Raw genomic sequence first — 24,004 nt, 5'->3', positions numbered from 1 at the left:
GAACCGCTTGCGGAACGCGACAACTGAAAGGTCGTACCGAATTGGCTGGCAATATGAAGGGGAAGCAGTCCGACCCGTTCTACGTCCTTCCCCAAGAGCTTTCCGAGAGATTCTTTCCCCTGCTCCCTGCGATCTCGAATGACATAGTCGCCGCCATATGTGAAGGCGTTCCGGAGTACGTTCGTCCCTCTGACGCCAAGTACCGCAGGATACTTCGCAAGGGCGTCGAAGAGGCATTGCGGACCTTCATCGACCGCATGGGCTCACCGAGCAATGGGACGGATTCCGTCAGCTCCACCTACGAGCTGATCGGGGCGGGAGAGGCGAGTGAGGGGCGCACCCTCGAGGTGTTCCACGTAGCGCTGCGTCTGGGGTCCCGAGTCGCGTGGCAGAAGGTGGTTCAGTACACGGACGACAGCGTGTTGCCCAGGCGGCAACTGGCAACGCTGGCCGAGGCCATGCTCGTCCACATCGACGACATTTCGGCCGCCGCCATCACCGGCTTCACACGGACCGGAGTGCGCCGGAAGCAGGAGAACGCACTGCGGCGCGAGCGGCTGGTGAGCCTGCTCACGGCCAGCCCGCCGGCGTCCGCGGAGGCGATCGAGGACCTCGCCCACGCCTGCCAGTGGCGGGTGCCGCAGCGCTTGGCCGTGGCCGTCACCGAGGCGTTGCCTCCCGGCATCGACGTGCGGCCTTCCGTTCCGCCCGGTGTGCTGGTCGGCAAGGCCGACGGGGCCCTCTGTCTGGTGATCCCCGATCCGGAGAGCCCCGGACGTCGTGCGGCGCTGCGGCGTCTCTTCGGCGGAAGGGGGGTGGTGGTCGGTCCCGAACTTCCGGTGACCGAGGGGGCGTCGTCGCTGCGCATGGCCACGGATGCCAGGTGCCTGGCGCGCAACCACATCATTCCCCGGGATGATGTGGTCTTCTGCTCCGACCACTTGGCGACACTGCTGCTGTTCCGGGACAGGAAGCTGATGGAGGTGCTGTCCGCGCATCACCTGCGCCCGTTGGCGGAGCTGGCCCCACAGCGCCGTGACCGGCTCGCGGAGACCCTGCTCGTGTGGTTGCGCTCGGGCAACAGCGTGACGGCCGTCGCGGGGCGCCTGCTGATCCATCCGCAGACTGTCCGCTACCGCCTTCGGCAGCTGGAGAACCTGTACGGGGCCAAGCTGCGCGAACCCGACGTCCAATTCGAGCTCGAGCTTGTGCTCAGGGCCTGGGCCCTGCAGAAATCGGCTTCGGAGAGGGACGGTTCGCGCTCGCGAGAACTGAAGGCGGCCCTGGGGCGCCCCGGACCCGCCGGCCGCCGTGTTCGTTCGAGGCGTCCTGCGGTGAAGCCGCACCTGACCTCCCCGGCCGAGTCGCCGCGCACCCTCCGCACCAGGGGCGAAGGGCGATGACGGACATCACTCGCGGCCTCGTGGACTGTGTGAACCTGCGCGCGCGTCAGTCGCCTGTCGGTGCCGCCTTCACGGAGGTGACCTTTCCGGGCATCCGGGTGGAGGGCGCACGGCGCACCCTGACGTGGTCCCAGCTGCGCCGCCGCGCACTGGTCGTAGCCGGCCAGCTGTCCGGCTACGTGAGCCCGGGAGACCGCGTCGCGATCATGCTGCCGCAGGGTCTTGACTATGTGACGGCCTTTCTGGCGTGTCTCTACGTCCGGGCGATCGCCGTTCCGCTGCCCGCACACGGCCGTCAGCCGGCGCGTGCCGCCAGGGTGCTCGCGGACTGCGCACCTGCTGTTGTCCTCGCCGATGCCCGTTCCAGCAGTGATGTGCGCCAGTGGACGAAGGAGCAGGGCCTGGGCTGCCGCACCGTGCTGCCGGTGGACGACCTCCCCGACTCCGTGCCCCGTGGAGCGTTCCCGCCCACCGACCCGGGCTCGGTGGCCTACCTGCACTACACGTCGGGCACCGGCGGCGCGACGGTCGGGCTGATGGTCAGTCACAGCAGCCTCGCGACCAATGCCCGGCAGGCGGCGCGCGCGTACCTCGCGGGGCTGGATGCCACGAAGGTCACCGGGGTGAGCTGGCTGCCCCTGTTCCAGGGGCTCGGCCTCGTCATGGGCATCGCACTGCCTCTGATCGCGGGCTTTCCCTCGACGCTGATGGACCAAAGTGCCTTCCTCCAGAAGCCGTTGAGATGGCTGAGGCTGCTTTCGGAGAGTCCGGGAGCCATCACCGCTGCGCCCAACTCCGCGTACGACTACTGCGTCGACCGCATCCGGTACGCCGATGCCCAGTCGGTCGAGTTGAGCCGTGTCGGAACCCTGATCAGCAGTGGTGAGCCGGTCAGGGCATCGACGCTCAGGCGATTCCAGCGCGCTTTCGGCCCTGCGGGGCTGCGGCCGGAGGCTCTCTGCCCCTCCTACAGCCTGGCCGCGGGCACGGCCCTGGTGTCGGCGAAGCCGATGGGCACCCGCCCACAGGAGTTCCGGTTCAAGCGGAGCACCCTGACGCAGGGACTGCTCGGCAATGCGTCGGCCGACGACAGGGCGGCCGTTCGCGTGGTGAGCTGCGGGACGCCGACCGGGCAGCGCGTGTGCGTGGTGAGATCCGGCAGCAGGACCCTCGCCGATGACGGAGAGATCGGTGAAGTGCTGGTGCGCGGGCCCAACGTGGCGGACGGGTACTGGAACCATCGCCAGATGTCGGCCCGCACGTTCGGCATCGCGGTCAGGGGCGCACCAGGGCGGTGGATGAGGACGGGCGACATCGGTGCCATGCACAACGGGCAGCTGCTCGTCACCGCTCGTGGCGAAGAGCTGATCACTGTCGGCGGCCGGGTCCACGCGCCGTACGAGGTGGAGGAGGACGTGCAGCGGGCGATCCGCTGGATCGAGCGCGACCGGCTCGCCGCCTTCAGCATCCGATCCCCGGGCGCCGCCTCCGACAGAGCCGTCGTCGTCGCGGAATACCGCCGAGGTGCCGCCCCTCGGGAGGACGACCGTCGGAAGGCGGCCCGGATGGCCCGCCTCATCGTCTCCCGCAGGCACGGACTGCACCTGAGCTCCGTGGAACTGTTCCCTCCCGGCTCGTTGCCCCGGACTCCGAGCGGCGCCGTCTCTCGTTCGGCCTGTCGGAAGATGTACGTAAAGGGTTGGTAAATCAGCAGGATCGACGTGCGCCGGACGCCGTCTGCCATGTGTATCTGCTTCCTGCGGGCGGGGCACCGCACCCGCCCGCCGCCGAACAGTGGAGAGGCACACAACAGTGCAGCCGATGAAAGAGCCGCAGCCGTACGTCGGGTCCGAGGTGCCGGGAGGCCGGGACGCTGCCCGGATCACCGCACGCGAAAGGCTTGTCGACCTGCTGACAGGATGTCCGGTCCCCTCCTCGGACACCGTCGAGACGTTGGCGGGGGCAGCCGGGTGGCGGCCGCCGGCCGCGATGCAGGCGGTGGCCGTCGTGCATGAGGCCGCGCCGCCGCTGTTGCTTGACCGGTGGCCCGGCGCACTGCTGGGGCGGCAACCCGAGGGAACCGTCCTCCTGCTTCCGGAACCGGAGGAGAACGGCCGCGCCGTGCTGGCTCGGGCACTGCGCGGCCGGACGGCGGCCGTCGGTCCGGTGGTGCGCCTTCCGGAAATGGCGGCTTCCTTGCGTTGGGCCCGGCAACTGCTGGCTCTGGTCCCGGAGCGCTCCGCACCCGGAACTCGTCTCGTGTACGTCGAAGACCACCTCGCCGCCTTGCTGCTGCTCCAGGACGAGGGACTGGCAAGGTTCTTCGCCGCCCGGCGACTGCGTCCCCTCCGAGGCCTGCCGGCCGACCGGGCCGAGCGGTTCGCCGAGACGCTGCTGGCGTGGCTGAGGTGCGGTGGAGCAACGGGAGCGGCGAAGACGCTGGAGGTCCACCCGCAGACCATCCGCTACCGCATGCGGCAGATCGAGGCGCTCTTCGGCCCGGAACTCCGGGACCCGAAGGGCCGATTCGAGTTGGAGCTCGCTCTGCGCAGCGGACGTCTGGTGGCCGAGGCCCGGCAGATTCGCTTTCGCGCGCGACAGCGGTAGTCCTTCCGCCGTCACGGTGTGCTGCGACCGGTCGTCCGCCGGTGCGCGCCGGCACCTCGGGACGAGCGAGGGGGCGCTGAAGGCAGCCAGGTGCTCGTCTCCGTCGCTCGCTGCCGCGGAAGCTCGGGGAGCAGCGAATCGGGGATCAGGACCACGGCGGAGATGCCGCCGTACGCCGAGCGGCGCAGCGACACCTTGAGGCCGTGGCGGTGGGACAGCCGGCTGACGACGAAGAGACCGAGATGCCGGGCGTCCGTCCGGTCGAACTCCAGGTCCTCGCGGAGGAGAGCATTGGCCTTCGCGAGGGCCACCTGGTCCATGCCGGTGCCGCGGTCCTCGATGGTGACCACGCATCCGTTCGCGACTCGCTCGGCGTCGACGGTGACCTGGGTGTCGGGCGGCGAGTTCTGGGTGGCGTTCTCGAGGAGTTCGGCGATGAGGTGGGCGACATCGGCGACGGCCGGGTCGATCAGGGTCAGTTCGGGGAAGCGGTGGACGACGACCCGGGTGTAGTCCTCCACCTCGCCCACCCCCGCCCGTACGACGTCGACCACGGGGACGGGACGGTTCCACGTTCGCGGCGAGGGCCCGCCCGCCAGGACGATCAACCCCTCGGCGTGGCGGCGCATGAGTGTCGTCAGATGGTCGAGGCGGAAGAGTTCGGCGAGCGCGTCCGGATCATCGGTCCGTCGCTCCATCGCGTCGAGGGCCGCGTGCTGACGCTGAATCAGCGCCTGGCTGCGCCGGGCCAGACTGGCGAAGACCGCGGTGGCGGCGCGACGGATCTCCGCCTGGCTGACCGCCGCGTGGACGGCGGCCTGGCGCACGAGATTGAACGCGCGGGCGACCTGGCCGATCTCGTTGTCGCCGGTCCGCAGCGGGAGGGCCGTCTCGACGTCCACGTTCTCCCCTTTGCCCAGCCGCTGCAGCAGACCCGGGAGCTGCTCATGGGCCAGCCGCCACGCGGAGTCCCGCAGCCGCAGCAGTTCCCTGGCCAGATGACGTCCGAGCAGGGTGGAGAGAGCGATCGTCATCAGCACGGTGAGCAGGCCGAGCCCACCGATGGTGAAGCCGCGGCGGACGAGGTCGTCGGCGTTGTCGCCGGCCAGCGCGCCGACGGCCGAGACCCGGCGCTGATTGAGCAGGTCGAGGCCACGGCTCGCCTCTCCCGCGGCTGTGCGCCAGGCCTTGGCATCGACCCGTGAGGCCGCCGCGCCGCCCCTTTTGAGGAAGCTGCCGTCCTGGAGGAAGGTACCTTCGTCGCGTTCCAGGGCGGTCCAGAACGCGGCGCGGCGCAGCTTCTCGTAGCCGGTCCGGTCGTCCTCCGTCAGCCGGGGCACGTGGGTGTCGAGCAGGCTGCGCCGGGTTGCCACGGAAACGTCCAGGAGCCGCAGCAGGGCGACGTCGGCGTCCGGCCGGCCGCCCACGGCCGCCAGCACCGCACATTCCTGCGCGAGGAGTTCCTGCGCCTGTGTGAGTTCGAGCAGGGCCGTGGTACGTCGGGACTGCCGGGCGTCGGGGTGCGTCATGGAGCCGAGGAAGCGCATCGAGGCGCCGATGACCCCGTTGTACTCCCGCATCGCCCCTGCGGGGGAAAGGGAATGGCTGAGCGTTTCCCGTCGGATTCCGCCCAGCCGGCCGGTGGCGGACAGCAAGTCTTCCAAAGCGCCGCGCTGGGCTGCACCGGTTTGCACGGTGCGGTTGCGCAGCTCTGCGGTCGACCTGTCGGCCTCTTCCTGGGACCTCTGCAGGGAAGCGAGCGACGCTGATCTCCCGGCGTTGAGATAGCTCATCGACTGTGCTCGCTCGACCTGCAGTGACGCGGTGAAGGAGCGCACTGAAGGCGCGACGTGTTCATAGAACTCGCTCACGGAACGCAGCTGGGAGACCTCGTCCGACACTCTGGGAATCGAATAGACCCATAAACCACTGAGGGATATGAGCGGTACGAGTGTCAGCACGGTCAGCTTGGTACGCAAGGAAGTGGTCTGTACGCGCATGGCGTCCTCAGAACTCAAGTGAGTGCGGGCAGTCGGTGCTCGAGGCGTGAGGGCTCACGACCCCAGGCGAAGCGCCAAGGAGGGGCAGCGGTGCACGGCGCGCGCGGCACGCCTGCGCTGCCGGCCGCTGACGGCGGTTGCCGTGGCGACGGGGAAGCCGTCCTGGCCGAGCCGGACGATCTCCGGGGCGACCACCGCGCAGAGGCCGTGTCCCTCACATCGCGTCCTGTCCACGACCAACTGGTCTGCCTCGGCTCGTGGCCGTGGACCGGTCCGCCGGTGAACGCCGGTGAGCGGAAGGACCTTTGGCGCCGGGCTGGGCATCGGGAGAGCTCCGATGACCGGCCGCCCGCACCCCAGGCCGCTCGCGTGGTGCCTGAAGTCCTCGGGGAAGGAGCCGTGCGCGGACGCCACGAAATCCGAGAGCTGGTCCAGGTGGGGGCAGGAACCTCTGCCCGCGGCGACGACGTGCGCGTACGCGGGCAAGCCGGCCTGAACAGGGCTGCGCCGTGCGGCCGTCATCCGGGCCAGTGCGGCGGTCACCGTCCGAGCCCGATGCGCGCAAGAACCGCACCAAGCCGCAGCGGCGTTCACGATGTGCCCGGCGACCCGAGCCGCCTCGCCCACCGGGCAGGTGCGATCAGGAAGGGGCAGCAGGGCCCCCGCGCCGTGTGCGCCCAGGAGTCTCGGGGACACCTGGACCGACGCGGCCCATTCGGGCGCGAGCCACCTTCCCCGATAGCCGCCGACCAGTACTCCTTGCCCGGTGTCGAACCCGCAGGACCGCAGCACGTACGACAGTGACATGCCGGAGGGCGTCTCGATCACGGTGTGTCCTCCGACGGTCAGGAGGACGGTCGTTGGTTCCGGAGGCGGTGTTCGCTCCTGCTGGGGCAGGCCGTGCCGATGCGTCCCGACGGCCAGTTGGGCGTAGGTCTGACAGCTGCCGAGCAGGGTGAAAGGGGCGATCTCCCGTTCGTCGAAGCCCAGGCCGTTCAGACGTGTCACCCGCACGTCGATCCCGGTGTGGCCCAGGTCGGCCGCCGCGTGTCGCACCGACCGTGCGACGTCCTCCCGGACCACGCCGATCAGGACCTCCGTCGCGTCGAGCGCCCTGGCGGCCAGGAGTGCTCCGTCGAGGACAAGATGCGGGGTGTGCAGCAACAGGCCCGTGGAGGCGAGACAACTCGGCTCGTCCTCGGCGCCGCTGACCACGAGCCGCGGCCTTCGTCCCTGGGCGAGGCCCGCCTCGGCGACCCTTCTGAGGGCCTGGGCGAAAGGAGCGCCGCTCTCCCACAGGCCGAGGCGTTCAGCGCGACGCACCAGATCGTCCCCGGAGAGGGCGGGCGCAGGACCGTGAATCGTCGTGTGGGCCTCGCGGCCCAGGCGGCCGTACCGGGCGATCCCCGCCAACAGCCGGGGCTCGCCCATGGTCACCAAGCGGGGGTCTGCCCACGGGCCGGCCGGAGGGACCAGCGGCGTGCGGAGTGCGGGCATGGATACCTTTCCAGGTCTGGTGGTCTGGTGGTCTGGTGGTCTGGTCGTCCGGTGGTCTGGTCGAGGCCGGTCGGGGATCAGGGGCGGGGCCGGCCGGCCGGGGGCCGCTCCGGTTCGCCGCCGAGCATCTTGTGGGCCCGCAGCGCGATCTCCAGCTCGAAGCGGAGATCCGGGTCGTTCAGGGCCGGGCCGAACTGCTTCGCGATCTGACGCAAGCGGTAGCGCACGGTCTGCGGGTGGATGTGCAGGGCCTGTGCCATCTCCAGAGGGCTTCCCCGATGCTGCAGCCATGCGGTCAGCGTCTCCACGCATCTCTCTCGCTGACGCGCCGTCAACTCCTGCAGAGGCGTCAGATGGCGCTCGACCAGCGCGTGCACGATCGTGTCGTCCCGGGTGAGGAGCAGCTTGGGCAAGTGGTCGGCGCACTGGAGCACGGGGGCGCCGACGATGAGCCCGCGCTCGGCCAGATCCAGGAGTTGACGTGCCGAACGCAGGGACAGTCCGGCCTCGTGGGGAGGCACCGGCGGTCCCACCGCGACGCGACGCCCCTTCGTGATCCGCTCCAGAGCGAGGAGATCCTCACGCTTTGGGTCGGGCAGGATCCAGTAGGGATGCAGTCCTTCGTCATCACCGAGCACATGCCGACCGGGTGGCAGAGGTGTGCCGCTGTGGGCGGGACGCCTGGCGGGCGTCAGCGCCACCGCCTGCACGCTGTCGGGCAGCGGCCAGCCGGCGGTGTGCGCCAGGTCGACCACCGTCCGCCGCGAGGGCGCCACCGTCCCCGTCAACGCACTCAGCAGGCTCTCCCTGTGCCGTTGCGCCGAGCTCATGGTCCGTTCCTGCTCTGCCAGGTAGCCCTGGACGGTGTGGCCGACCAGTTCGTCGGCGTAGGCGAACAGGGCCTCCGCCAATGCGTACATCTGCGCCGGCGGAGTGTTGCTGTGGCCGCTGATCTCCACGTACCGGCGCCAGGTCATGTGCGCACCGAGGCGGAAGGCGGCCTGCAGCTTGCCGAGACTGCGCCCCCTTTGGATGTGGGAACGGCCCAGCTCCCGGCAGAGTGCAGGTGTCCGAGCGTCCCTTATTCCCCTGATGGAAACGGAAGGGGAGTCGCACCGGTCCGCGAACTCCCGGAGCGCCAGTTGCACACCCTGCCGGACGCGTTTGCTCACGGGGTCTCCGGGCTGTGTACGGAATTCCTCCGCCGCCTCCCCTACAGCCTGGAGGATTCTGTCGGCCAGCGTGGGTGACTCCGCCTTCATCAGAGGGACGATGGCCACGGGAAGTGGCGTCCATGAGGAGTCTGCCAACTGGTTCACGGATGGCCTCGCTCTTGCGTCGGTCGAATCATCCTTCGCGCTGATCCTCGATCACGGATGGCAACCCGAACCTCGGTTCCGAGGAAATTTGTCAGGGGTGTGCAAGGGGTGAGTCAATCTTCAGCAGATTCCGTCGGCCATGTCGGCGATCGAACTCCGAGAACCCGCACGTCGCGATTGATCCGGAGCCCCTTGCGTCCACGGGAGGACGACGCCGGCCCACCTCGTCACTGTCGGCGAACCGGCTCCCGGCGGCCCGCGCGGGCGTAATCTGAAGTGCCTGAAGGCCACCGCGTGCGCTGCGGGAAGCGCCGGGCGCACCACCGTGGCGGGGGGTGTCTCATGGTGCAGCACTTCGGCCACGGCAGGCGGATCCTCTTCGAGCGGGAGAGTGAACTCGCCGCGGTCGACGAGGCGTTGAGCGAGCTGTGCGGGCTGCCGCGCAAGGGCGCGGAGGTCCAGGACCGGCCTCGTGGCGCGCTGATCGCCTTCGCGGGGCGGGCAGGCCTCGGCAAGACCTCCCTGCTCGCCGAGACCCGGCGGCGCGCGGCCGGCAAGGGCTGCACCGTCGCGTCCGCGCGCGGCAGCGACCAGGAGCAGCGCGTCGCGTTCCACGTCGCACGCCAGCTGGTGCAACCGCTGCTGGCCCCCGTCCCGGACGCGGAACTGCGGGCGACGCTGGGCAGTTGGTACGCGATCGTCGGCCCCGCCCTCGGACTCTGCTCGGCGCCGGACAGTGCGCCGCCCGACCCGCAGGGCCTGCGGGACGGCCTCGACTGGGTGCTCACCCATCTCGCCGTACAGCGCGCCCCGTTGGTCGTCGTCGTCGACGACGCGCACTGGGCCGACACCGAGTCGCTCAGCTGGCTCTCCGCCTTCGCGCCGCGCGCCGAGGCGCTGCCGCTGCTGCTCGTGGTCGCCTATCGCCCCGAGGAACTGCCCGCCCACGCCGAGGAGTTCAGGGGGTTGCCGGGCCGTGCGGGCCAGCGGCCCATCGGGCTCGAACCGCTCAGCGCCGCCGCTGTCGCCCGCCTCGTGCGCGACACGCTCGGCGCCCGTGCCGACGACGCGTTCTGCCGCGAGTGCTGGGCGGTCACCGCGGGCAACCCCTTCGAGGCGGTGGAGCTGACCGCCAAGGTCCGCGACCGCGGCCTGGTCCCCGACGAGACGGCCGCACATCTGCTGCGCGACCTCGCCGCCGCCGTCAAGGGCAGCGGACTCGTCGCCCGCCTGGAACGCCTCGGCACGTCCACCGTCCGGTTCGCCTGGTCCTGCGCGGTCCTCGGCACCGAGATATCCCCGGCGCTCGCCGCCGCCGTCGCGGGCATCGGCGAGCGCGAGGGCGCCGACTGCGCCGACCGGCTGCGCCGCGCCCGCGTCCTCACCGGCGCGGGACCGCTGGAGTTCGTGCACCCGCTGATCGCCACCGCCGTGTACCGCGCCATCCCCTGCGGGGTGCGCGTCGCCCTGCACGGCCAGGCCGCCTGGACCGTCGTCAACGCCGGGCTCGGCGCGTCCGCCGCCGCCCGCCATCTCCTGGAGGTGCACCCCGACGGCGACCGCTGGGTCGTCCAGCAACTGCGCGCCGCCGCCCGCGAGACCGTCCGCGCCGGAGCCCCCGACGCGGCCCGCCGCTATCTCGCCCGCGCCCTGCGCGAACCACCGCCCTGGGAGGAGCGCGCCGAGGTCCTCTACGAACTGGGCTGCGCCTCCCTGCTCACCGAACCGGCGACGACCGTGAACCATCTGCGGGCCGCCCTGGAGGAGCCCATCACCGACCCGGCCCTGCGGCACGGCATCGTCTACCGCCTCTCCCAGGTCCTCGCCCACTCCGACCGGCTCGACGAGGCGTCCGGCACGCTCGCCCGCGAGATCCGGCTGACCACCGACCCACGGGTACGGATCCGGATGCAGGCCGAGCAGTTCATGTGGGACGCCTTCCGCGCCGACGAACCCGACTCGCCCGCCCGCTCCCGGCGGCTGGCCCGGCTCGCCGAGCGGCTGCCGGGCCGCGACCTCACCGAGCGGTACATCATCGGGCTCCGCGCCTGGGACGCGACGCTGCGCGCCGAGCCCGCCAAGACGGCCGTACGTCATGCCGAGCGGGCCCTGGTGGGCGGCCTCGGCTGGGCGGAGGAGGACCGCGGCTTCGAGGTCCCGGTGCTCGTCGCGCTCACCTTCCTCTACGCCGACCGGCCCGGCCGCGCCGAGGAGCTGTTCGCCGCCGGGATCGCCGAATTCGAGCGGCAGGGCTGGCGGGGCGCCCATATGTCCTTCGCGTACACGCTGCTCGCCTACATCCGCTTCCGGCGCGGCAGGCTCGCCGAGGCCGAGGACTTCGTACGCGCCGGGCTGCGGATCGCCGAGCGGGTGGGGCCCGGCACCCCGGCCCACTGGTACGCGGTCGGCATCCTCATCGAGACGCTGCTGGCGCGCGGCCGGGTCGCGGAGGCCACCCGGACCGCCGAGCGCTACTCGTTCGGGGAGCCGTTCCCCGCGGCCGTCGTCTTCCCCGACGCGCAGGCCGTGCACGGCGAACTGCTCCTCGCCCGCGGCCTCGCCAAGGACGCGGCCGCCGAACTCGCCGCGGCGGGCCGCCGCCTCGACCCGCGCGGGATGCGCAACCCCGCCTGGTGCCCCTGGCAGCTGCACCTCGCGCTCGCCGAGGCCGACGACGCCCCCGAGCGCGCCCTTGCCACCGCGCACGACGCGACCCGGCGGGCCCGCGGCTTCGCCACCGAGTCGGCGGTCGGACAGGCGCTGCGGATCACCGCCGAGGTCTCCTCTGGCTCGGCCCGCGTCAAGCTCCTGGAGGAGTCCGTCAGCCATCTGGAGCGCTCCCCGGCGGCGTACGAACTGGCCTGCGCCCTGGTCGCCCTCGGCACCGAACTGCGCCGCGCCGGACGCGTCAAGGAGGTCGCCGAGCCGCTCTACCGGGGGCTCGACGCGGCCGTCCAGTGCGGGGCGGAAGGCCTGGTCGAACGGGCCCGCGAGGAGCTGGCCGCGGCGGGCCTGCGCCCCCGGCTCCTGCACAGCACCGAGCGGGACACGCTCTCCGCGCGCGAGCGCACCGCCGCCAAGCTCTCCGTCCGCGGCGAACCGCCCGCCCGGATCGCCGCCGAGCTGCACACCGACGAGCCCGCCGTGGTCCGGCTGCTCTCCGCCGTATACCGGAAAGTGGGAACGGACCACGCCGGACTCGCCGCCGCCCTGGGCACCACGCCGCCCCGCCCGGACCCGCGCTGAACGCCGCCGACCGGCCGCTGACCTCGGGCGGATCGGTACGGCGGACTCCGCTTGCCCCCTGCCCGGTCCCGCGCCGACGGGCCCCGCCCCCGCGCCGACGAGCAGCGCGGGCCACGTACCATTGGCGCATGTCCTTCCTCCGCCGCCGCAGCTCCGCCACTCCCGCGGGCCCGGACTTCGACGTCCTGGCCATGGACCCCGGTGACTGGCCCGGCAATCTCGGCGCGGGCCTGCTGCCCGCGCCCGACGGCAGCTGCCAGGGTGTCTTCCTGCGCTACGACCTCTTCGGCGGCCGCGGCCCCGCGATGATCATCGGCAATCTTCCCGAGGGTTCCCCGGCCCGCGAGACGGCCGACGGCGAGGTGCCCTTCGAGGTCGCCCAGCTGCTGCTCGCGCTGGAGAACGACGAGGAGATCACGGTCACCTCCAGCGAGGACATGCCGGTGATGCAGGGCGACAACCTGCTGATCGTGCGCCGCCTCAAGCTCTCCGAAAGCCGTATCTCCTGCGTGCAGTTCGACCGCAGCGACGGCGTCCTCGTCACCATCGCCGCCTGGGACCGGCCGATCACCGACGATCTGTACGCGCTGCTCAAGCCGCTGCCCGCGGAGCTGTTCCAGCAGGGCTGACGCACCCCGGCGGCGCGGGCCCCGCAGCCGGCCGTCCGACTCCGTCCAAGAACCCGCCCCTTCCGTCCAAGGGGTGGGTTTGTCATGCGCCTTGCCAGCGAGTCATCGGACTTTTAACGTGACCGCTCATGACTCCTGGGATCTCGCGAAGAACCACCATGAAGTCCGCCGTCGGCGGAGCGGCCGTACTGGCGACGGGCGGAGGCGTGCTCGCGGGAGCTGCTTCCGCGGTCGAGCGTCGCGGTGACACCTCCGATGAATCGCGGCTCTGGTACTCGGCCCCCGCCGCCGACTGGGAGCGCGAGGCGCTACCCGTCGGCAATGGCGCACTCGGCGCGATGGTCTTCGGCACCCTCGCCTCCGAGCGGCTCCAGTTCAACGAGAAGACCCTGTGGACCGGCGGTCCCGGCTCCAAGGAGGGCTACGACTTCGGCAACTGGCGCGAGTCCAGGCCCGGCACCCTCGACGCGGTCCGCGAGGAACTCGACGACAAGGGCGCCCTCGACCCCGACGCCGTCGCCGCGAAGCTCGGCCAGCCGCGCCGCGGCTACGGCGCCTACCAGACCTTCGGCGATCTGCGCCTGGACGTCGCGGGCGCGCCACAGGCGCCGGAAGCCGGCTACCGCCGCTCCCTCGACCTGCGCACCGCCCTCGCCTCCGTCACGTACACCCACCAAGGAGTGCGCCACGAGCGGGAGTTCTTCGCCTCTCACCCGGACGGTGTGCTCGTCGGACTCCTCACCGCCGACCGGCCGGGCAGCGTGACCTGCACCGTGCGATACACCTCGCCGCGCGCCGACTTCACCGCGGCGGCCGACGGCGACCGCATCACCGTACGCGGTCAACTCGCAGACAACGGACTGAAGTTCGAGACCCAGATCCGAATCCTGCACCAAGGCGGAGAGCGCACCGCCAACGCCGACGGCAGCGTCACCGTCAGCGGCGCCGACCACCTCTGGTTCGCGCTCGCCGCAGGCACCGACTACGCCGACACCTACCCCGACTACCGCGGTGACGACCCACACGCCGCCGTCACCCGCACCGTCGACGAGGCCGTCGCCCGCGGGCACGGCTCGCTCCGCGCCCGCCATCTGCGCGACCACGGCGAGCTGTTCGGCCGCGTCGCCCTCGACCTGCGCGCCGCGCTGCCCGCCGACATACCGACCGACCAGCTGCTCAAGGGGTACGGGGGCGGGGCGAGCGGCGCCGACCGCGCGCTGGAATCGCTCTTCTTCCAGTACGGCCGCTATCTGCTCATCGCCTCGTCCCGGGCTGGATCGCTGCCCGCGAATCTGCAGGGCGTGTGGAACCACAGCACGACACCCCCGTGGTCCGCCGACTACCACACCAACATCAACCTCCAGATGAACTACTGGCTCGCCGAGGCCGCCAACCTCGCCGAGACCACCGCCCCCTACGACCGCTTCGTCGAGGCGCTGCGCGAGCCGGGCCGGCGTACGGCGAAGGAGATGTTCGGCTCGCGCGGCTGGGTCGTGCACAACGAGACCAACCCCTACGGCTTCACCGGCGTGCACGACTGGTCGACCGCGTTCTGGTTCCCCGAGGCCGCCGCCTGGCTCACCGCGCAGCTCTACGAGCACTACCGCTTCGGCGGCTCCACCGGCTACCTCCGCTCCACCGCGTATCCGGCGATGAAGGAGGCCGCCGAGTTCTGGCTCGACAATCTGCGCACCGACCCGCGCGACGGCACCCTCGTCGTCACGCCCAGCTACTCGCCCGAGCACGGGAACTTCACCGCGGGCGACTCCATGGCGCAGCAGATCGTCCACGACCTGCTCACCAACACCCTGGAAGCGGCCCGCGTCCTCGGCGACTCGGCCGCCTTCCGCGCCGAACTGGAGAAGACCCTCGGCAAGCTCGACCCCGGCCTCCGCATCGGCTCCTGGGGCCAACTCCAGGAGTGGAAGGCCGACTTGGACGACAGAACGGACGACCACCGGCACGTCTCCCATCTCTACGCCCTGCACCCCGGACGGCAGATCGAGCCCGGCAGCAAGTGGGCGGACGCCGCGAAGGTGTCGCTGACCGCGCGCGGCGACGGCGGTACCGGTTGGTCCAAGGCGTGGAAGATCAACTTCTGGGCGCGGCTGCGCGACGGCGACCACGCGCACAAGATGCTCGGCGAGCAGCTCAAGTCCTCGACGCTGCCGAACCTCTGGGACACCCACCCGCCGTTCCAGATCGACGGCAACTTCGGCGCGACGTCCGGCGTGGTCGAGATGCTCCTGCAGAGCCAGCACGACGTCATCGAGGTGCTGCCCGCGCTCCCCGCGAGCTGGCCCGAGGGATCGGTGCGCGGACTGCGGGCCCGCGGCGGCGCACGGCTCGACGTCGACTGGTCGGGCGGGCGCGCCACCCGCATCGTGCTCACGGCCACGCGCACCCGTGAACTCACCGTGCGCAGCGGCCTGTTGGCGGACGGCGAGAAGACGTTCAAGGCGCGGGCGGGTCAGCGGTACGTCTTCGACTGAACTCGCCCGCGGGTCCGCCGGGGCAGGCCCGCCCCACGCACATGCCAGGGCCGGGCCTGCCCCCACGCAGACCCGGCCCCGACTGTCCTCGGCGGCTCCAGGAGCCCCTGGGAACTCCTACGAGCCCGACGGCATCACCCGCACGTCGGCCGCCCGCACATACGCGACGCGGTGCCCGAACTGCACCTCGTAGTACATGTCCTTGCCGCGCACCACCTTGTGCGGCTTCGTGTCGAACGTCGGCGCGTAGAAGTACTCGCCCGGCATCTTGTCGCCCACCGCGTACTTCTGCCCCGACAGCAGCTTGTACGGCAGCGGGGTGACCGGCTGCGCGGGCACGCCCTCCGGGTACGCCTCCTTCTCCGGGTAGGCCCGCCCGTACACCGGGACGCTGTCCGCCCCGGCCTTCGGCGTCACCACGAGGCCCGCCGCGTCGAGCGCCGTCGGCTGCTTCTTCGGGTTCTTGAACCAGGCCTTCTGCCCCAGGTACCAGACGGCCGTCCAGTCGCCCTCACGGTCGGCGACCGCGTACTGCTGGCCGGTGGAGAGCCGGGCGCCGACGTCGTTCACGCCGATCGTCGAGTCACCGCCGCCCGGCCGCAGCCCGATGTCCTTGATCAGCGGCGCGTCGTCACGCGGCTCGGTGTGCACCCGCACCGCGCCCGAGCCGTGCGTCTCGCACTTCTCGCCCGGCTTGACGCAACCCGTGTACTCCGGCCGGTTCTTCGCGTACTCGGGGGCCACCGTCACCAGACCGCCGTCCGGCCCCGCCGTGCGCTTGAACGGCTTGCCCATCAGGGTGAAGTAGTGCTGCCAGTCCCAGTACGGGCCGGGGTCGGTGTGCATCCCCGCGATCGTCGACGGCACCGTCCCCTGGACGTTGTCGTGGCCGATGATGTGCTGCCGGTCCAGCGGGATGTCGTACTTCTTGGCGAGGTACTTCACCAGGCGCGCCGACGAGCGGTACATCGCCTCCGTGTACCAGGTGTCGGGCGCCGCGAGGAAGCCCTCGTGCTCCAGGCCGATCGACTTGGAGTTCACGTACCAGTTGCCCGCGTGCCAGGCGACGTCCTTCGCCTTCACGTGCTGGGCGATGTGGCCGTCGGTGGAGCGCAGCGTGTACTGCCAGGACACATAGGTGGGGTCCTGGACCATGTTGAGGACGCCTTCCCAGCGGCCCTCGGTGTCATGGACGACGATCGTGTCGATGCTCTGGCTCTTGGGCCGGTTCGACAGGTCGTGGTTGCCGTAGTCGTCGTTGCCGTTCGGGTCCTTGAACTCCTCGTACGGCGCGGGAATCCACTCGCACGACACGGTCTTGGGACACTCGGTCTCACCCGCGTCGGCCTTCCGCAGCCCCATGCCGCGCACCTGCGCCGCGTCCGGCTCCAGACCGCCGTCCGCCGCGAGCGACACCCGCTGCCCGGCGTCCGTGGTGCGCGTCTGGCCGTCGCGGATGACCGCGAACACGTCATTGGCGTACGTCGCGGCCGTGGCCTCGTCGTCGGCGCCGGAGAAGCGGGCGATCGCGCCGTACCAGTCGGCCGGGTCCGAGCTCAGCGGCTTGCCCAGTTGCTCTTGCGCGTCCGCCAACAGGGCTGCTCCGCCACGGATGTTGGCGGCCGGGTCGGTGCGCAGCCGTTCGGCTGACTGGCCGCTGAGCTTCGCGGCGCGGGGCAACGTCTTGAGCCGGGCGGGCAGTTGGGAGTTCTCCGGGACCTTCGCCGTCGACTCCTCGGGCTTCAGTACGCCCCGTGAGTCGTCGCCGCGTGGATCCTCCGCGCCCTCGCTGTGGTGCGGGGCCCCGGCGATCGCGGTGCGCGCGTCGGTGAGGTGCATCGGGCCGTAGCCGCCGGTGACGCTCGGCGCGCCGCCGTGCGCGTCCCAGCGGGACTGCAGATAGGAGACGCCGAGCAGCACGCTCTGCGGCACCTCGTACTCGGCGGCCGCGGCCGCGAAGGCGGACTGGAGGCGCGCGGACGGCTCCTGGCCTGGCGCGTCCGACGACGGGGCGGCACCGAGCAGCGGGAACAGCAGACCGGCGCTGAGAACGGCACCCGCGGTCCTGACGGACCGTCTGCGCGCGGCAGGAGTGGGTGCGGTGGCGGATCCTCGCAATGCAGCCTCCTGGGACGGTGAAGCGTGATGGGGCGTGCGGGGCCGGGCGTGCGTCAGTGGTACCGGCTCCCCGACGATCCGTCAATCATGCCCAGGGAGAAGGATTTCCCATGTCAGCGCCGGTCCCGGCGGGTTTCGCCCGAGGAGGCCGCACGGCCTGCGACGCGTCAGTGGATTGGACCAATGAGCAGCACGAACGCGTCGTGACCGGTGGGGCGGACACCTCGGGCCGTCAGTGGTCCGGTCCACCTGTTCGGGGGAGGGGAAGCCCGCTACTTCTCCGGCTTGCGGACGACCAGCTGGTAGTAGTCCATGTGGTTCCGGCAGAAGCTGCGGTAGGGAACCATCAGCGGATCGGTGTACGCCAGCGCCTCCTTGCCGAAGCGCTCCCCGATCTCCCCCCGCCGGTCCTCGTACAGCACGCACATCAGCTCGCCGCACAGCGCCGCGTCGGCGGTCCGGTTGCGTACGGTCTCGACCCGGAAGCCGGCCTCCTCGATCTCGGCGAGGAGCTTGGCGAAGGGGGTCAGCGGGGGACAGGTCCACATCCGCGTGTACGCCGCGACCTCCTCGTCGGTGGGCGTGCCGCGCAGGGCGAACTCGGTGAAGAGGAAGCGCCCGCCGGGCCGCAGCACCCGCAGCGCCTCGCGCAGCCCCGCCGGACGGTCGGACAGATGCGGGAGGCAGTCGATGGACCAGGCGGCGTCGAACGTGGCGTCCCCGTAGGCCAGTTCCATGGCGTTGCCGTACGCGAAGTCCACCCGGTCGGCGAGACCCAGGGCCTCGGGCCCGGGTTCGGTGAGGCGCGCCTGGCAACTGGCCAGCTGGCTCCTGCTGACGGTGATGCCGGTGACCCGGCCGCCGCTGCGCGCGGCGAGAGCGACGGCCGGGCCGCCGGTGCCGCAGCCGATGTCGAGGAGGTGCTCGTGCGCGGCCAGGCCGATGGTGTCGACGAGGAAGTCCGTCTGGCGGTCCTGCGCGAGGTCCGCCAGAGCGGTGAGGGTGGTGACGGGCGTGGGCGCGTCGTGCGATGCGTACATGCCGATGTGGACGGCGGTCGAGCCGAGGGTCATGGCGAGCAGATCGCCGAACCGGTCGTACATCGTGCCGACTTCTTCGGGGGTGGGGGCCGTCGTGGTGCCGTGTGCGCCGTGCTGTTCCAGTGCCATGGTGAATCCCTTCCGGCGACGGTCAGTCGTTCGAGGACTCGCGTGGGTACGGATACGGATACGGGTACGGATACGCGTGTGATGGCAGGGACATGCCTGCGGCGGACGCTAGCACCGGTGGGGCCGGCGACGGAGCGCCGGAAAGCGCCAAGAGACCGGTGGCGCCCGGCCGTCACCCCGTTTCGGCGGACCGCCCGGCGTGCTCCTCGACCTGCCGCCCCACCTCGCGCGCCTCGTCGGTCAGCGCCTGGAGCCGTGCCTCGGCCCGGTCGGCGCGGGCCTGGATGCGTGCCGTGTCGTCGGCGATGACCCGGCACGCCAGGTCCATCGCGGCGTCGACGTCTTCGGGGCTCCCGCGCTCGGCCAGCTCCGCAAGGGCGTTCTTGACCGCGGGGATGCCGCCGCGCTCGTGGATGTCGTTCCAGAACTCATAGTCCATCCGGGCATTTTGCCGCAGGGGCGGCGGTGCCGCGGACGGTGAGGGTGACACCACCCTCACGCCCATGTGACGTACGACACATATAAATCGAATATCGGCGGGAACTCTTGCGCACCCCCGGCCGACTCCTGGACCGGTCCGACGACGGGCCGCCAGCGCAGCCACCCCCCCCGCAGCGATCCAGGAGAGCCCCTCATGTCCGCCGAACCCACCCTTCTCGCCCCGGACGACGGGCCGGACACCCAGGAGGCGTCGCCGTCCGGGCAACGGTCCGGATGGGCGTCGCTGCGTCCGCTGGTGCTGCGCCTGCACTTCTACGCCGGCGTGCTCATCGCCCCCTTCCTGCTCGTCGCCGCCACGACGGGGCTCCTGTACGCGTGCTCGTTCCAGACCGAGAAGATCGTGTACGACCACGAGATGCGCGTCCCGGTCAGCGCGAACGCCACCGAACTCCCCGTCACACGGCAGGTGGCCGCCGCCCGCGAGGCGTACCCCGAGGGCACGGTCGGCGCGGTGCGGCCGTCCCCGGAGCGCGGCGCCACGACCCGCGTCCTGCTGACCGGCGTGCCGGGCGTGGACGCCGACCGCAAGCTCGCCGTCTTCGTGAACCCGTACAACGGCGAGGTGCGCGGCGCACTGGAGCAGTACGGCTCCACCGGCGCGCTGCCCCTGCGCACCTGGATCGACGAACTCCACCGCGATCTGCACCTGGGCGAATCCGGCCGCCTCTACAGCGAACTCGCCGCGAGCTGGCTGTGGGTGATCGCGGGCGGCGGCCTGGTCCTCTGGTTCGGCCGGCGCCGCGCCCGCCGCAAGCTCCGCGGCACCTCGGGGCGGCGGCGCACGCTGTCGCTGCACGGCTCGGTGGGTGTCTGGGCGGCCGTCGGACTGATCGGCCTCTCGGCGACGGGCCTGACCTGGTCGACGTACGCGGGACAGAGCATCGCCGATCTGCGCGAGGCACTCGGGCAGACGACGCCGACCGTCACGGCGGGGGTCGCGGGCGGCGGCGAGCACGCCGAGCACGGCGGCTCCGGCGAGGCGGGAGCCGCGCAGGGAACGGGAGTCGGCCTCGACGCGGTCCTCAAGGCGGCCCGAGCCGAGGGCCTCGGCAACCCGGTGGAGATCGTCCCGCCCGCCGACCCCTCGTCGGCGTACGTCGTCAGCCAGATCCAGCGCAGCTGGCCCGAGAAGCAGGACTCCGTCGCCGTCGACCCGGCCACCGGCAAGGTCACCGACGTCCAGCGGTTCGCCGACTACCCGCTGCTCGCCAAGTTGAGCCGCTGGGGCATCGACGCGCACACCGGGACCCTGTTCGGCCTCGCCAACCAGATCGCCCTGGCCGCCCTCGCCCTCTGCCTGATCCTGCTGATCGTCTGGGGCTACCGCATGTGGTGGCAGCGCGGCCGGGGCAGCTCCTTCGGACGACCGCTGCCGCGCGGCGCCTGGCAGCACGTCCCGGCGTACGTCCTGGTCCCGCTGATGGCGGCGATCGCCGTGCTCGGCTACTTCGTGCCGCTGCTCGGCATCCCCCTGGCGGCGTTCCTCGCCCTGGACATCGTCCTCGGCGAGATCGCCTACCGGCGCGGACGGCGTACCTACGCCTGACCGTTCCCGGCCCGGTCCGTGGCACCGGACCTGTCGTACGGTGAGGCAGTGATCACCTGGGCCGTGCGCACCGTCGAGCGTCTCGTGGCGCTCGACGCCGAGCGCGGGGCGAGGGCGTCGCTGCCCGCCGTGCGCGCGGCGCTGCGGTCACTGCCGGCACCGGCCGCCGCCCCGACCCGCGACGAACTCGCCGCCCTCGCCGAGTTGTACGAGGTGGCCGGCTGGATCCTCTTCGACGCCGGGCGGTACGGCGCGGCCCACCGGATGAACGCTCGGGCCCTGGACCTGGCGGGGCGCGGCGGCGACCGCTGGACGGCCCGCTTCGTGCTCCTCAACCACAGCATGCTCAAGGCCCATACGGGAGAACCCGGATCGGCGCTGGACGCCGCCGCCCGCACGGCCGGGGCACGACCGCTGCCCGCCCGCGTCGGCAGCCTCGTCCTGGTGCGGCAGGCCCACGCGATCGCCATGCTGGGCGGCCGCACGGAGTCCACGGCGCTGATCTCCCGCGCGCACAGCCGCTTCCAGGACGGCATCTCGCGCCACGACCCGCACTGGGCCTGGTGGTTCGACGAGACCGAACTCATCGGCCACCAGGGCTGGGTGCACGCCAGGCTGCACGACTGGGACCGGGCCCTCCCGCTGCTGCACCGCGCCGCAACCGCGCCCGGACCCGCCTACCGGAAGCTGTTCACCGCGCAGCTCCTCGCGGCCTTCGCCGGGGCAGGCGCCTGGCGCGACGCGGGCGACCTCATCGAGCGGATCGCCCCCGACGCGGCCCGCATCGGCTCCGTACGGACCACGGAGACACTCGGCAGGACGGCGGCCCTGCTGCTGCGGCGCACGGATGTCCCGCCGGCGCTGCGGGACGCCGCCGCCCATCTGCTGGAGTGTCTGCCGCGCGGGCAACGCGATCCCGCCGCCTAGAGTGCCCCCGTGAGACGACACATAGATTTCGATCGCCTGCACAACTTCCGTGACCTGGGCGGCTATCGGACCCGCGACGGCCGCACCGTGCGCTGGGGCCGCCTCTACCGCTCCGACTCCCTCGCCAAACTGGCGGGCGCCGACTGGGACCGCTTCCTCGGCCTCGGCGTCCGTACGGTGATCGATCTGCGCTACCCCTGGGAGATCGAGGCCAAGGGCCGGGTGCCCGACGCGGAGGGCATCGCCTACGTCAACCTCAGCGTGGAGCACCGGCCCTACGACCAGGCGGAGATCGACCCCGCCCTCGACCCCTGGCGCTACCTCGCCGACCGGTACGCCGAGGTCGCCCTCGACGGCGCCGACGAACTCCGCGCGGCCCTGGAGACCATCGCCGACGAGAACGCCCCGCAGGTCTTCCACTGCGCGTCCGGCAAGGACCGCACCGGACTGCTCGCCGCGCTCGTCCTCGCGCTCCTCGACGTGGACGAGGACACCATCGCCGAGGACTTCGCGCTCACCGAACTCGCCACGGAGCGGCTGATCGCGGACTGGAGGGCGGCCCACCCGGACCGCACGCTGAGGTGGCCGGGGTACGGGCGGGCGCCGCAGGAGGTCATCCGGCTGTTCCTGGCCGACCTGAACGCGACGTACGGATCGGTGCGGGACTACGCCGTCAAGCACGTCGGCATCGACGAGGAGCTGATCGACCGGCTCAGGACGCGACTGCTCGACTGACGCGTCCCGCTCATCCCGTGCGGACCGGCTGTCCGGCGACGAGCGGGTGGTCGTGCTCGACCGGGCCGAGGGCGCCGGCGCCGCCGGGCGAACCCAGGTCCTCGAAGAACTCGACGTTCGCGTTGTGGTAGTCCGCCCAGTCGCCGGGCACGTCGTCCTCGTAGAAGATCGCCTCGACGGGGCAGACCGGTTCGCACGCGCCGCAGTCGACGCATTCGTCCGGCTGGATGTACAGGGCCCGCCGGCCCTCGTAGATGCAGTCGACGGGGCACTCCTGTATGCAGGCCTTGTCCTTGACGTCCACACAGGGCTGGGCGATGACGTAGGTCACGGACGTTTCCTCTTCTTCGTGTCGTCGTGGCGCATCGGCCCGGCCAGCTTGTACACGTCGACTTGAGCGCGGCCGCAGGACGGGCAGGGCACGGCTCACACCCCGCCGACCGCCGCCCGGCGCGGGGATCGGGCGTCCAGCCGCAGCCGCAGCCGGCGCGGGTGGTAGACGGTGGCCAGTGGGACCGGGCGGATGTCCATGCCGGGCTCGCAGGTGACCCGCCACCGGCCGAGGATGGTGGCGAGCCCCAGGGTGGCCTCGGTACGTGCGTAGAGGTCGCCGATGCACTTGCGGGCGCCGGTGCCGAACGGCACGTACGCGTGGCGGGCGGCCGGCGCGACCCGGTCCGGGAGCCAGCGGTCGGGGTCGAACTCCGCGGGGTTGTCGAAGGCGTCCTCGAACTGGGCGACCGCGGCGGGGCTGAACACGACGGTGGACCCGGCGGGCAGCCGACGGCCCGCCAACTCCGTCGGGGCCGCGGTGAGGCGGGTGAACAGCCAGGCCGGCGGGTGCAGTCGCAGCGCCTCGGAAATGATCCGGTCGGCCAGCGAGAGCTTCGGCAGGTCGTCCCAGTGCGGGGCGCGGCCGTCGAGGACGGCGTCGATCTCGTCGTACAGCGCGGCCTCGATCTCCGGATGCTGGGAAAGCAGGTAGAAGACCCAGGTGAGGGTGCCCGCGACGGTCTCGGTGCCGGCCGCCATGACGGTGATGACCTGGTCGTGGATCTCCTTGTCGCCGAGCCGCCCGCCGTCGTCGTCACGGGACGCGAGCAGCGCGGCGAGCAGGTCGTCGTGCTCGGTGTCGGAGCTGCGGTAGTCGTCGATGAGCCGCTGGGTGGTCGCGTGCAGGAAGTCCAGGTTGCTCTTGTAGCGGCGCTGGGACGGCAGCGGCAGCCGGCGGATGGCGGCGGGCAGGAACATCTGCCGGAACAGCCCGTTGAGCACGACGTCGAAGGAACGCTCCACCTTCGCCGCGAGCGCCGGGCTGACCGGTGTCGAGTACAGCGTGCGGCCCACCGTGCGCAGCGCCATCCCGTACATCTCCTGGAAGGCGTCGACGACCATGCCGTCCCGCCAGCGCGACGCCGTGTCCTCGATCTCGGCCTGCATCGCCTCCGCGTACCGCTTGAGCTGGCCGCGGGTGAACGCCGACTGCATCAGCCTGCGCTGTCGGCGGTGGTCGGAGAACGGGCAGGTGACCAGGCCGTTTCCGGCGATGTCACGGGCGCGGTCGTAGAAGACGCCGCCCTTGTCGAAGGTGCGGTCGTTGGTCAGGACGTGCCGCAGCAGTTCGGGGTGGGTCGGCACATAGGCGGGGGTGGGGCCGATCTTGATCTCGACCAGGTCGCCGTGGGCGGACAGCGAGGTCATGAAGTTCACGGGGTGACGCATCATCTGCAGGGCGTGTCCCACGACGGGGAGCGCGCCGGGTGCGGCTCCCGCAGAGAAGGTGGTCTGCTCGGGCATCGGTTCCTCGACTTCCTG

General features: G+C 71.6%; 17 protein-coding genes. 9 read left to right on the top strand and 8 right to left on the bottom strand.

The genetic code is table 11. The annotated features are described in order from the left end of the window. Positions 1-53: 53 nt before the first annotated feature. From ACIBKX_RS17405 to ACIBKX_RS17395, 3 genes are all read left to right on the top strand, one after another. Entirely contained in the window at positions 54-1,403 is a 1,350-nt protein-coding gene (locus ACIBKX_RS17405; RefSeq protein WP_363272783.1) for a helix-turn-helix domain-containing protein, read from the top strand. Then, positions 1,400-3,109 (top strand): fatty acyl-AMP ligase, encoded by a 1,710-nt coding sequence (locus ACIBKX_RS17400; RefSeq protein ID WP_363272782.1) that lies wholly within the window; start codon positions 1,400-1,402, stop codon positions 3,107-3,109. Before ACIBKX_RS17405 ends, ACIBKX_RS17400 begins: the two co-directional genes overlap by 4 nt. Before the next feature lie 115 nt (positions 3,110-3,224). After that, positions 3,225-4,010: a helix-turn-helix domain-containing protein gene (locus tag ACIBKX_RS17395; RefSeq protein ID WP_363272781.1), complete on the top strand. Its 786-nt coding sequence runs from the start codon at positions 3,225-3,227 to the stop codon at positions 4,008-4,010. A gap of 11 nt (positions 4,011-4,021) precedes the next feature. On the opposite strand, the gene ACIBKX_RS17390 is transcribed toward ACIBKX_RS17395, so the two are convergent. The 3 genes from ACIBKX_RS17390 to ACIBKX_RS17380 all read right to left on the bottom strand — a co-directional run bounded on the left by ACIBKX_RS17390 (position 4,022) and on the right by ACIBKX_RS17380 (position 8,484). After that, a complete protein-coding gene (locus ACIBKX_RS17390) occupies positions 4,022-6,010 on the bottom strand; it encodes a nitrate- and nitrite sensing domain-containing protein (RefSeq protein ID WP_363272780.1) in 1,989 nt (662 codons plus the stop codon). A gap of 54 nt (positions 6,011-6,064) precedes the next feature. Beyond that, entirely contained in the window at positions 6,065-7,507 is a 1,443-nt protein-coding gene (locus ACIBKX_RS17385; RefSeq protein WP_363272779.1) for a ferredoxin, read from the bottom strand. A gap of 77 nt (positions 7,508-7,584) precedes the next feature. Next, positions 7,585-8,484, bottom strand: coding sequence for a helix-turn-helix domain-containing protein (locus ACIBKX_RS17380; RefSeq protein WP_363272778.1), 900 nt, complete (start codon positions 8,482-8,484; stop codon positions 7,585-7,587). 684 nt (positions 8,485-9,168) lie between these two features. Between ACIBKX_RS17380 and ACIBKX_RS17375 the strand changes: the two genes are divergently transcribed. The 3 genes from ACIBKX_RS17375 to ACIBKX_RS17365 all read left to right on the top strand — a co-directional run bounded on the left by ACIBKX_RS17375 (position 9,169) and on the right by ACIBKX_RS17365 (position 15,193). Continuing rightward, entirely contained in the window at positions 9,169-12,072 is a 2,904-nt protein-coding gene (locus ACIBKX_RS17375; RefSeq protein ID WP_363272777.1) for an AAA family ATPase, read from the top strand. 128 nt (positions 12,073-12,200) lie between these two features. After that, the gene (locus tag ACIBKX_RS17370) at positions 12,201-12,701 is read left to right on the top strand and encodes a hypothetical protein (protein WP_363272776.1); all 501 of its coding nucleotides are present in this window, start codon (positions 12,201-12,203) and stop codon (positions 12,699-12,701) included. A gap of 158 nt (positions 12,702-12,859) precedes the next feature. Further along, positions 12,860-15,193 (top strand): glycoside hydrolase family 95 protein, encoded by a 2,334-nt coding sequence (locus ACIBKX_RS17365; protein WP_363272775.1) that lies wholly within the window; start codon positions 12,860-12,862, stop codon positions 15,191-15,193. 117 nt (positions 15,194-15,310) lie between these two features. Here the strand turns inward: ACIBKX_RS17365 and ACIBKX_RS17360 are convergent, their stop codons facing one another. From ACIBKX_RS17360 to ACIBKX_RS17350, 3 genes are all read right to left on the bottom strand, one after another. Further along, complete coding sequence (locus ACIBKX_RS17360; RefSeq protein WP_363272774.1) at positions 15,311-17,311, bottom strand: N-acetylmuramoyl-L-alanine amidase; 2,001 nt, start codon at positions 17,309-17,311, stop codon at positions 15,311-15,313. A gap of 272 nt (positions 17,312-17,583) precedes the next feature. After that, on the bottom strand, positions 17,584-18,480 hold the full coding sequence (locus ACIBKX_RS17355) for a methyltransferase domain-containing protein (RefSeq protein ID WP_363272773.1): 897 nt from the start codon (positions 18,478-18,480) through the stop codon (positions 17,584-17,586). A 172-nt stretch (positions 18,481-18,652) separates the two neighbouring features. Further along, complete coding sequence (locus ACIBKX_RS17350) at positions 18,653-18,919, bottom strand: hypothetical protein (protein ID WP_363272772.1); 267 nt, start codon at positions 18,917-18,919, stop codon at positions 18,653-18,655. Between the two features lie 195 nt (positions 18,920-19,114). Here ACIBKX_RS17350 and ACIBKX_RS17345 point away from each other — a divergent pair, with 195 nt between their 5' ends. The 3 genes from ACIBKX_RS17345 to ACIBKX_RS17335 are packed head-to-tail and all read left to right on the top strand — an operon-like array spanning position 19,115 to position 22,189. Further along, the gene (locus tag ACIBKX_RS17345) at positions 19,115-20,527 is read left to right on the top strand and encodes a PepSY domain-containing protein (RefSeq protein ID WP_363272770.1); all 1,413 of its coding nucleotides are present in this window, start codon (positions 19,115-19,117) and stop codon (positions 20,525-20,527) included. 48 nt (positions 20,528-20,575) lie between these two features. Further along, positions 20,576-21,454: a DNA-binding protein gene (locus tag ACIBKX_RS17340; protein WP_363272769.1), complete on the top strand. Its 879-nt coding sequence runs from the start codon at positions 20,576-20,578 to the stop codon at positions 21,452-21,454. Positions 21,455-21,463: 9 nt separating this feature from the next. Continuing rightward, positions 21,464-22,189 (top strand): tyrosine-protein phosphatase, encoded by a 726-nt coding sequence (locus ACIBKX_RS17335; RefSeq protein WP_363272767.1) that lies wholly within the window; start codon positions 21,464-21,466, stop codon positions 22,187-22,189. 10 nt (positions 22,190-22,199) lie between these two features. Here ACIBKX_RS17335 and fdxA read toward each other — a convergent pair whose 3' ends face one another. Further along, on the bottom strand, positions 22,200-22,520 hold the full coding sequence (gene fdxA, locus ACIBKX_RS17330; RefSeq protein WP_363272766.1) for a ferredoxin: 321 nt from the start codon (positions 22,518-22,520) through the stop codon (positions 22,200-22,202). Positions 22,521-22,615: 95 nt separating this feature from the next. Continuing rightward, positions 22,616-23,986, bottom strand: a complete 1,371-nt coding sequence (gene ptlI, locus ACIBKX_RS17325) for a pentalenene oxygenase (protein WP_363272765.1) — start codon at positions 23,984-23,986, stop codon at positions 22,616-22,618. Between the last annotated feature and the right edge of the window lie 18 nt (positions 23,987-24,004).

Source organism: Streptomyces sp. NPDC050658 (assembly GCF_044457025.1).
Lineage (GTDB): Bacteria > Actinomycetota > Actinomycetes > Streptomycetales > Streptomycetaceae > Streptomyces.
This window is presented reverse-complemented; position numbering and strand designations above follow the sequence as displayed.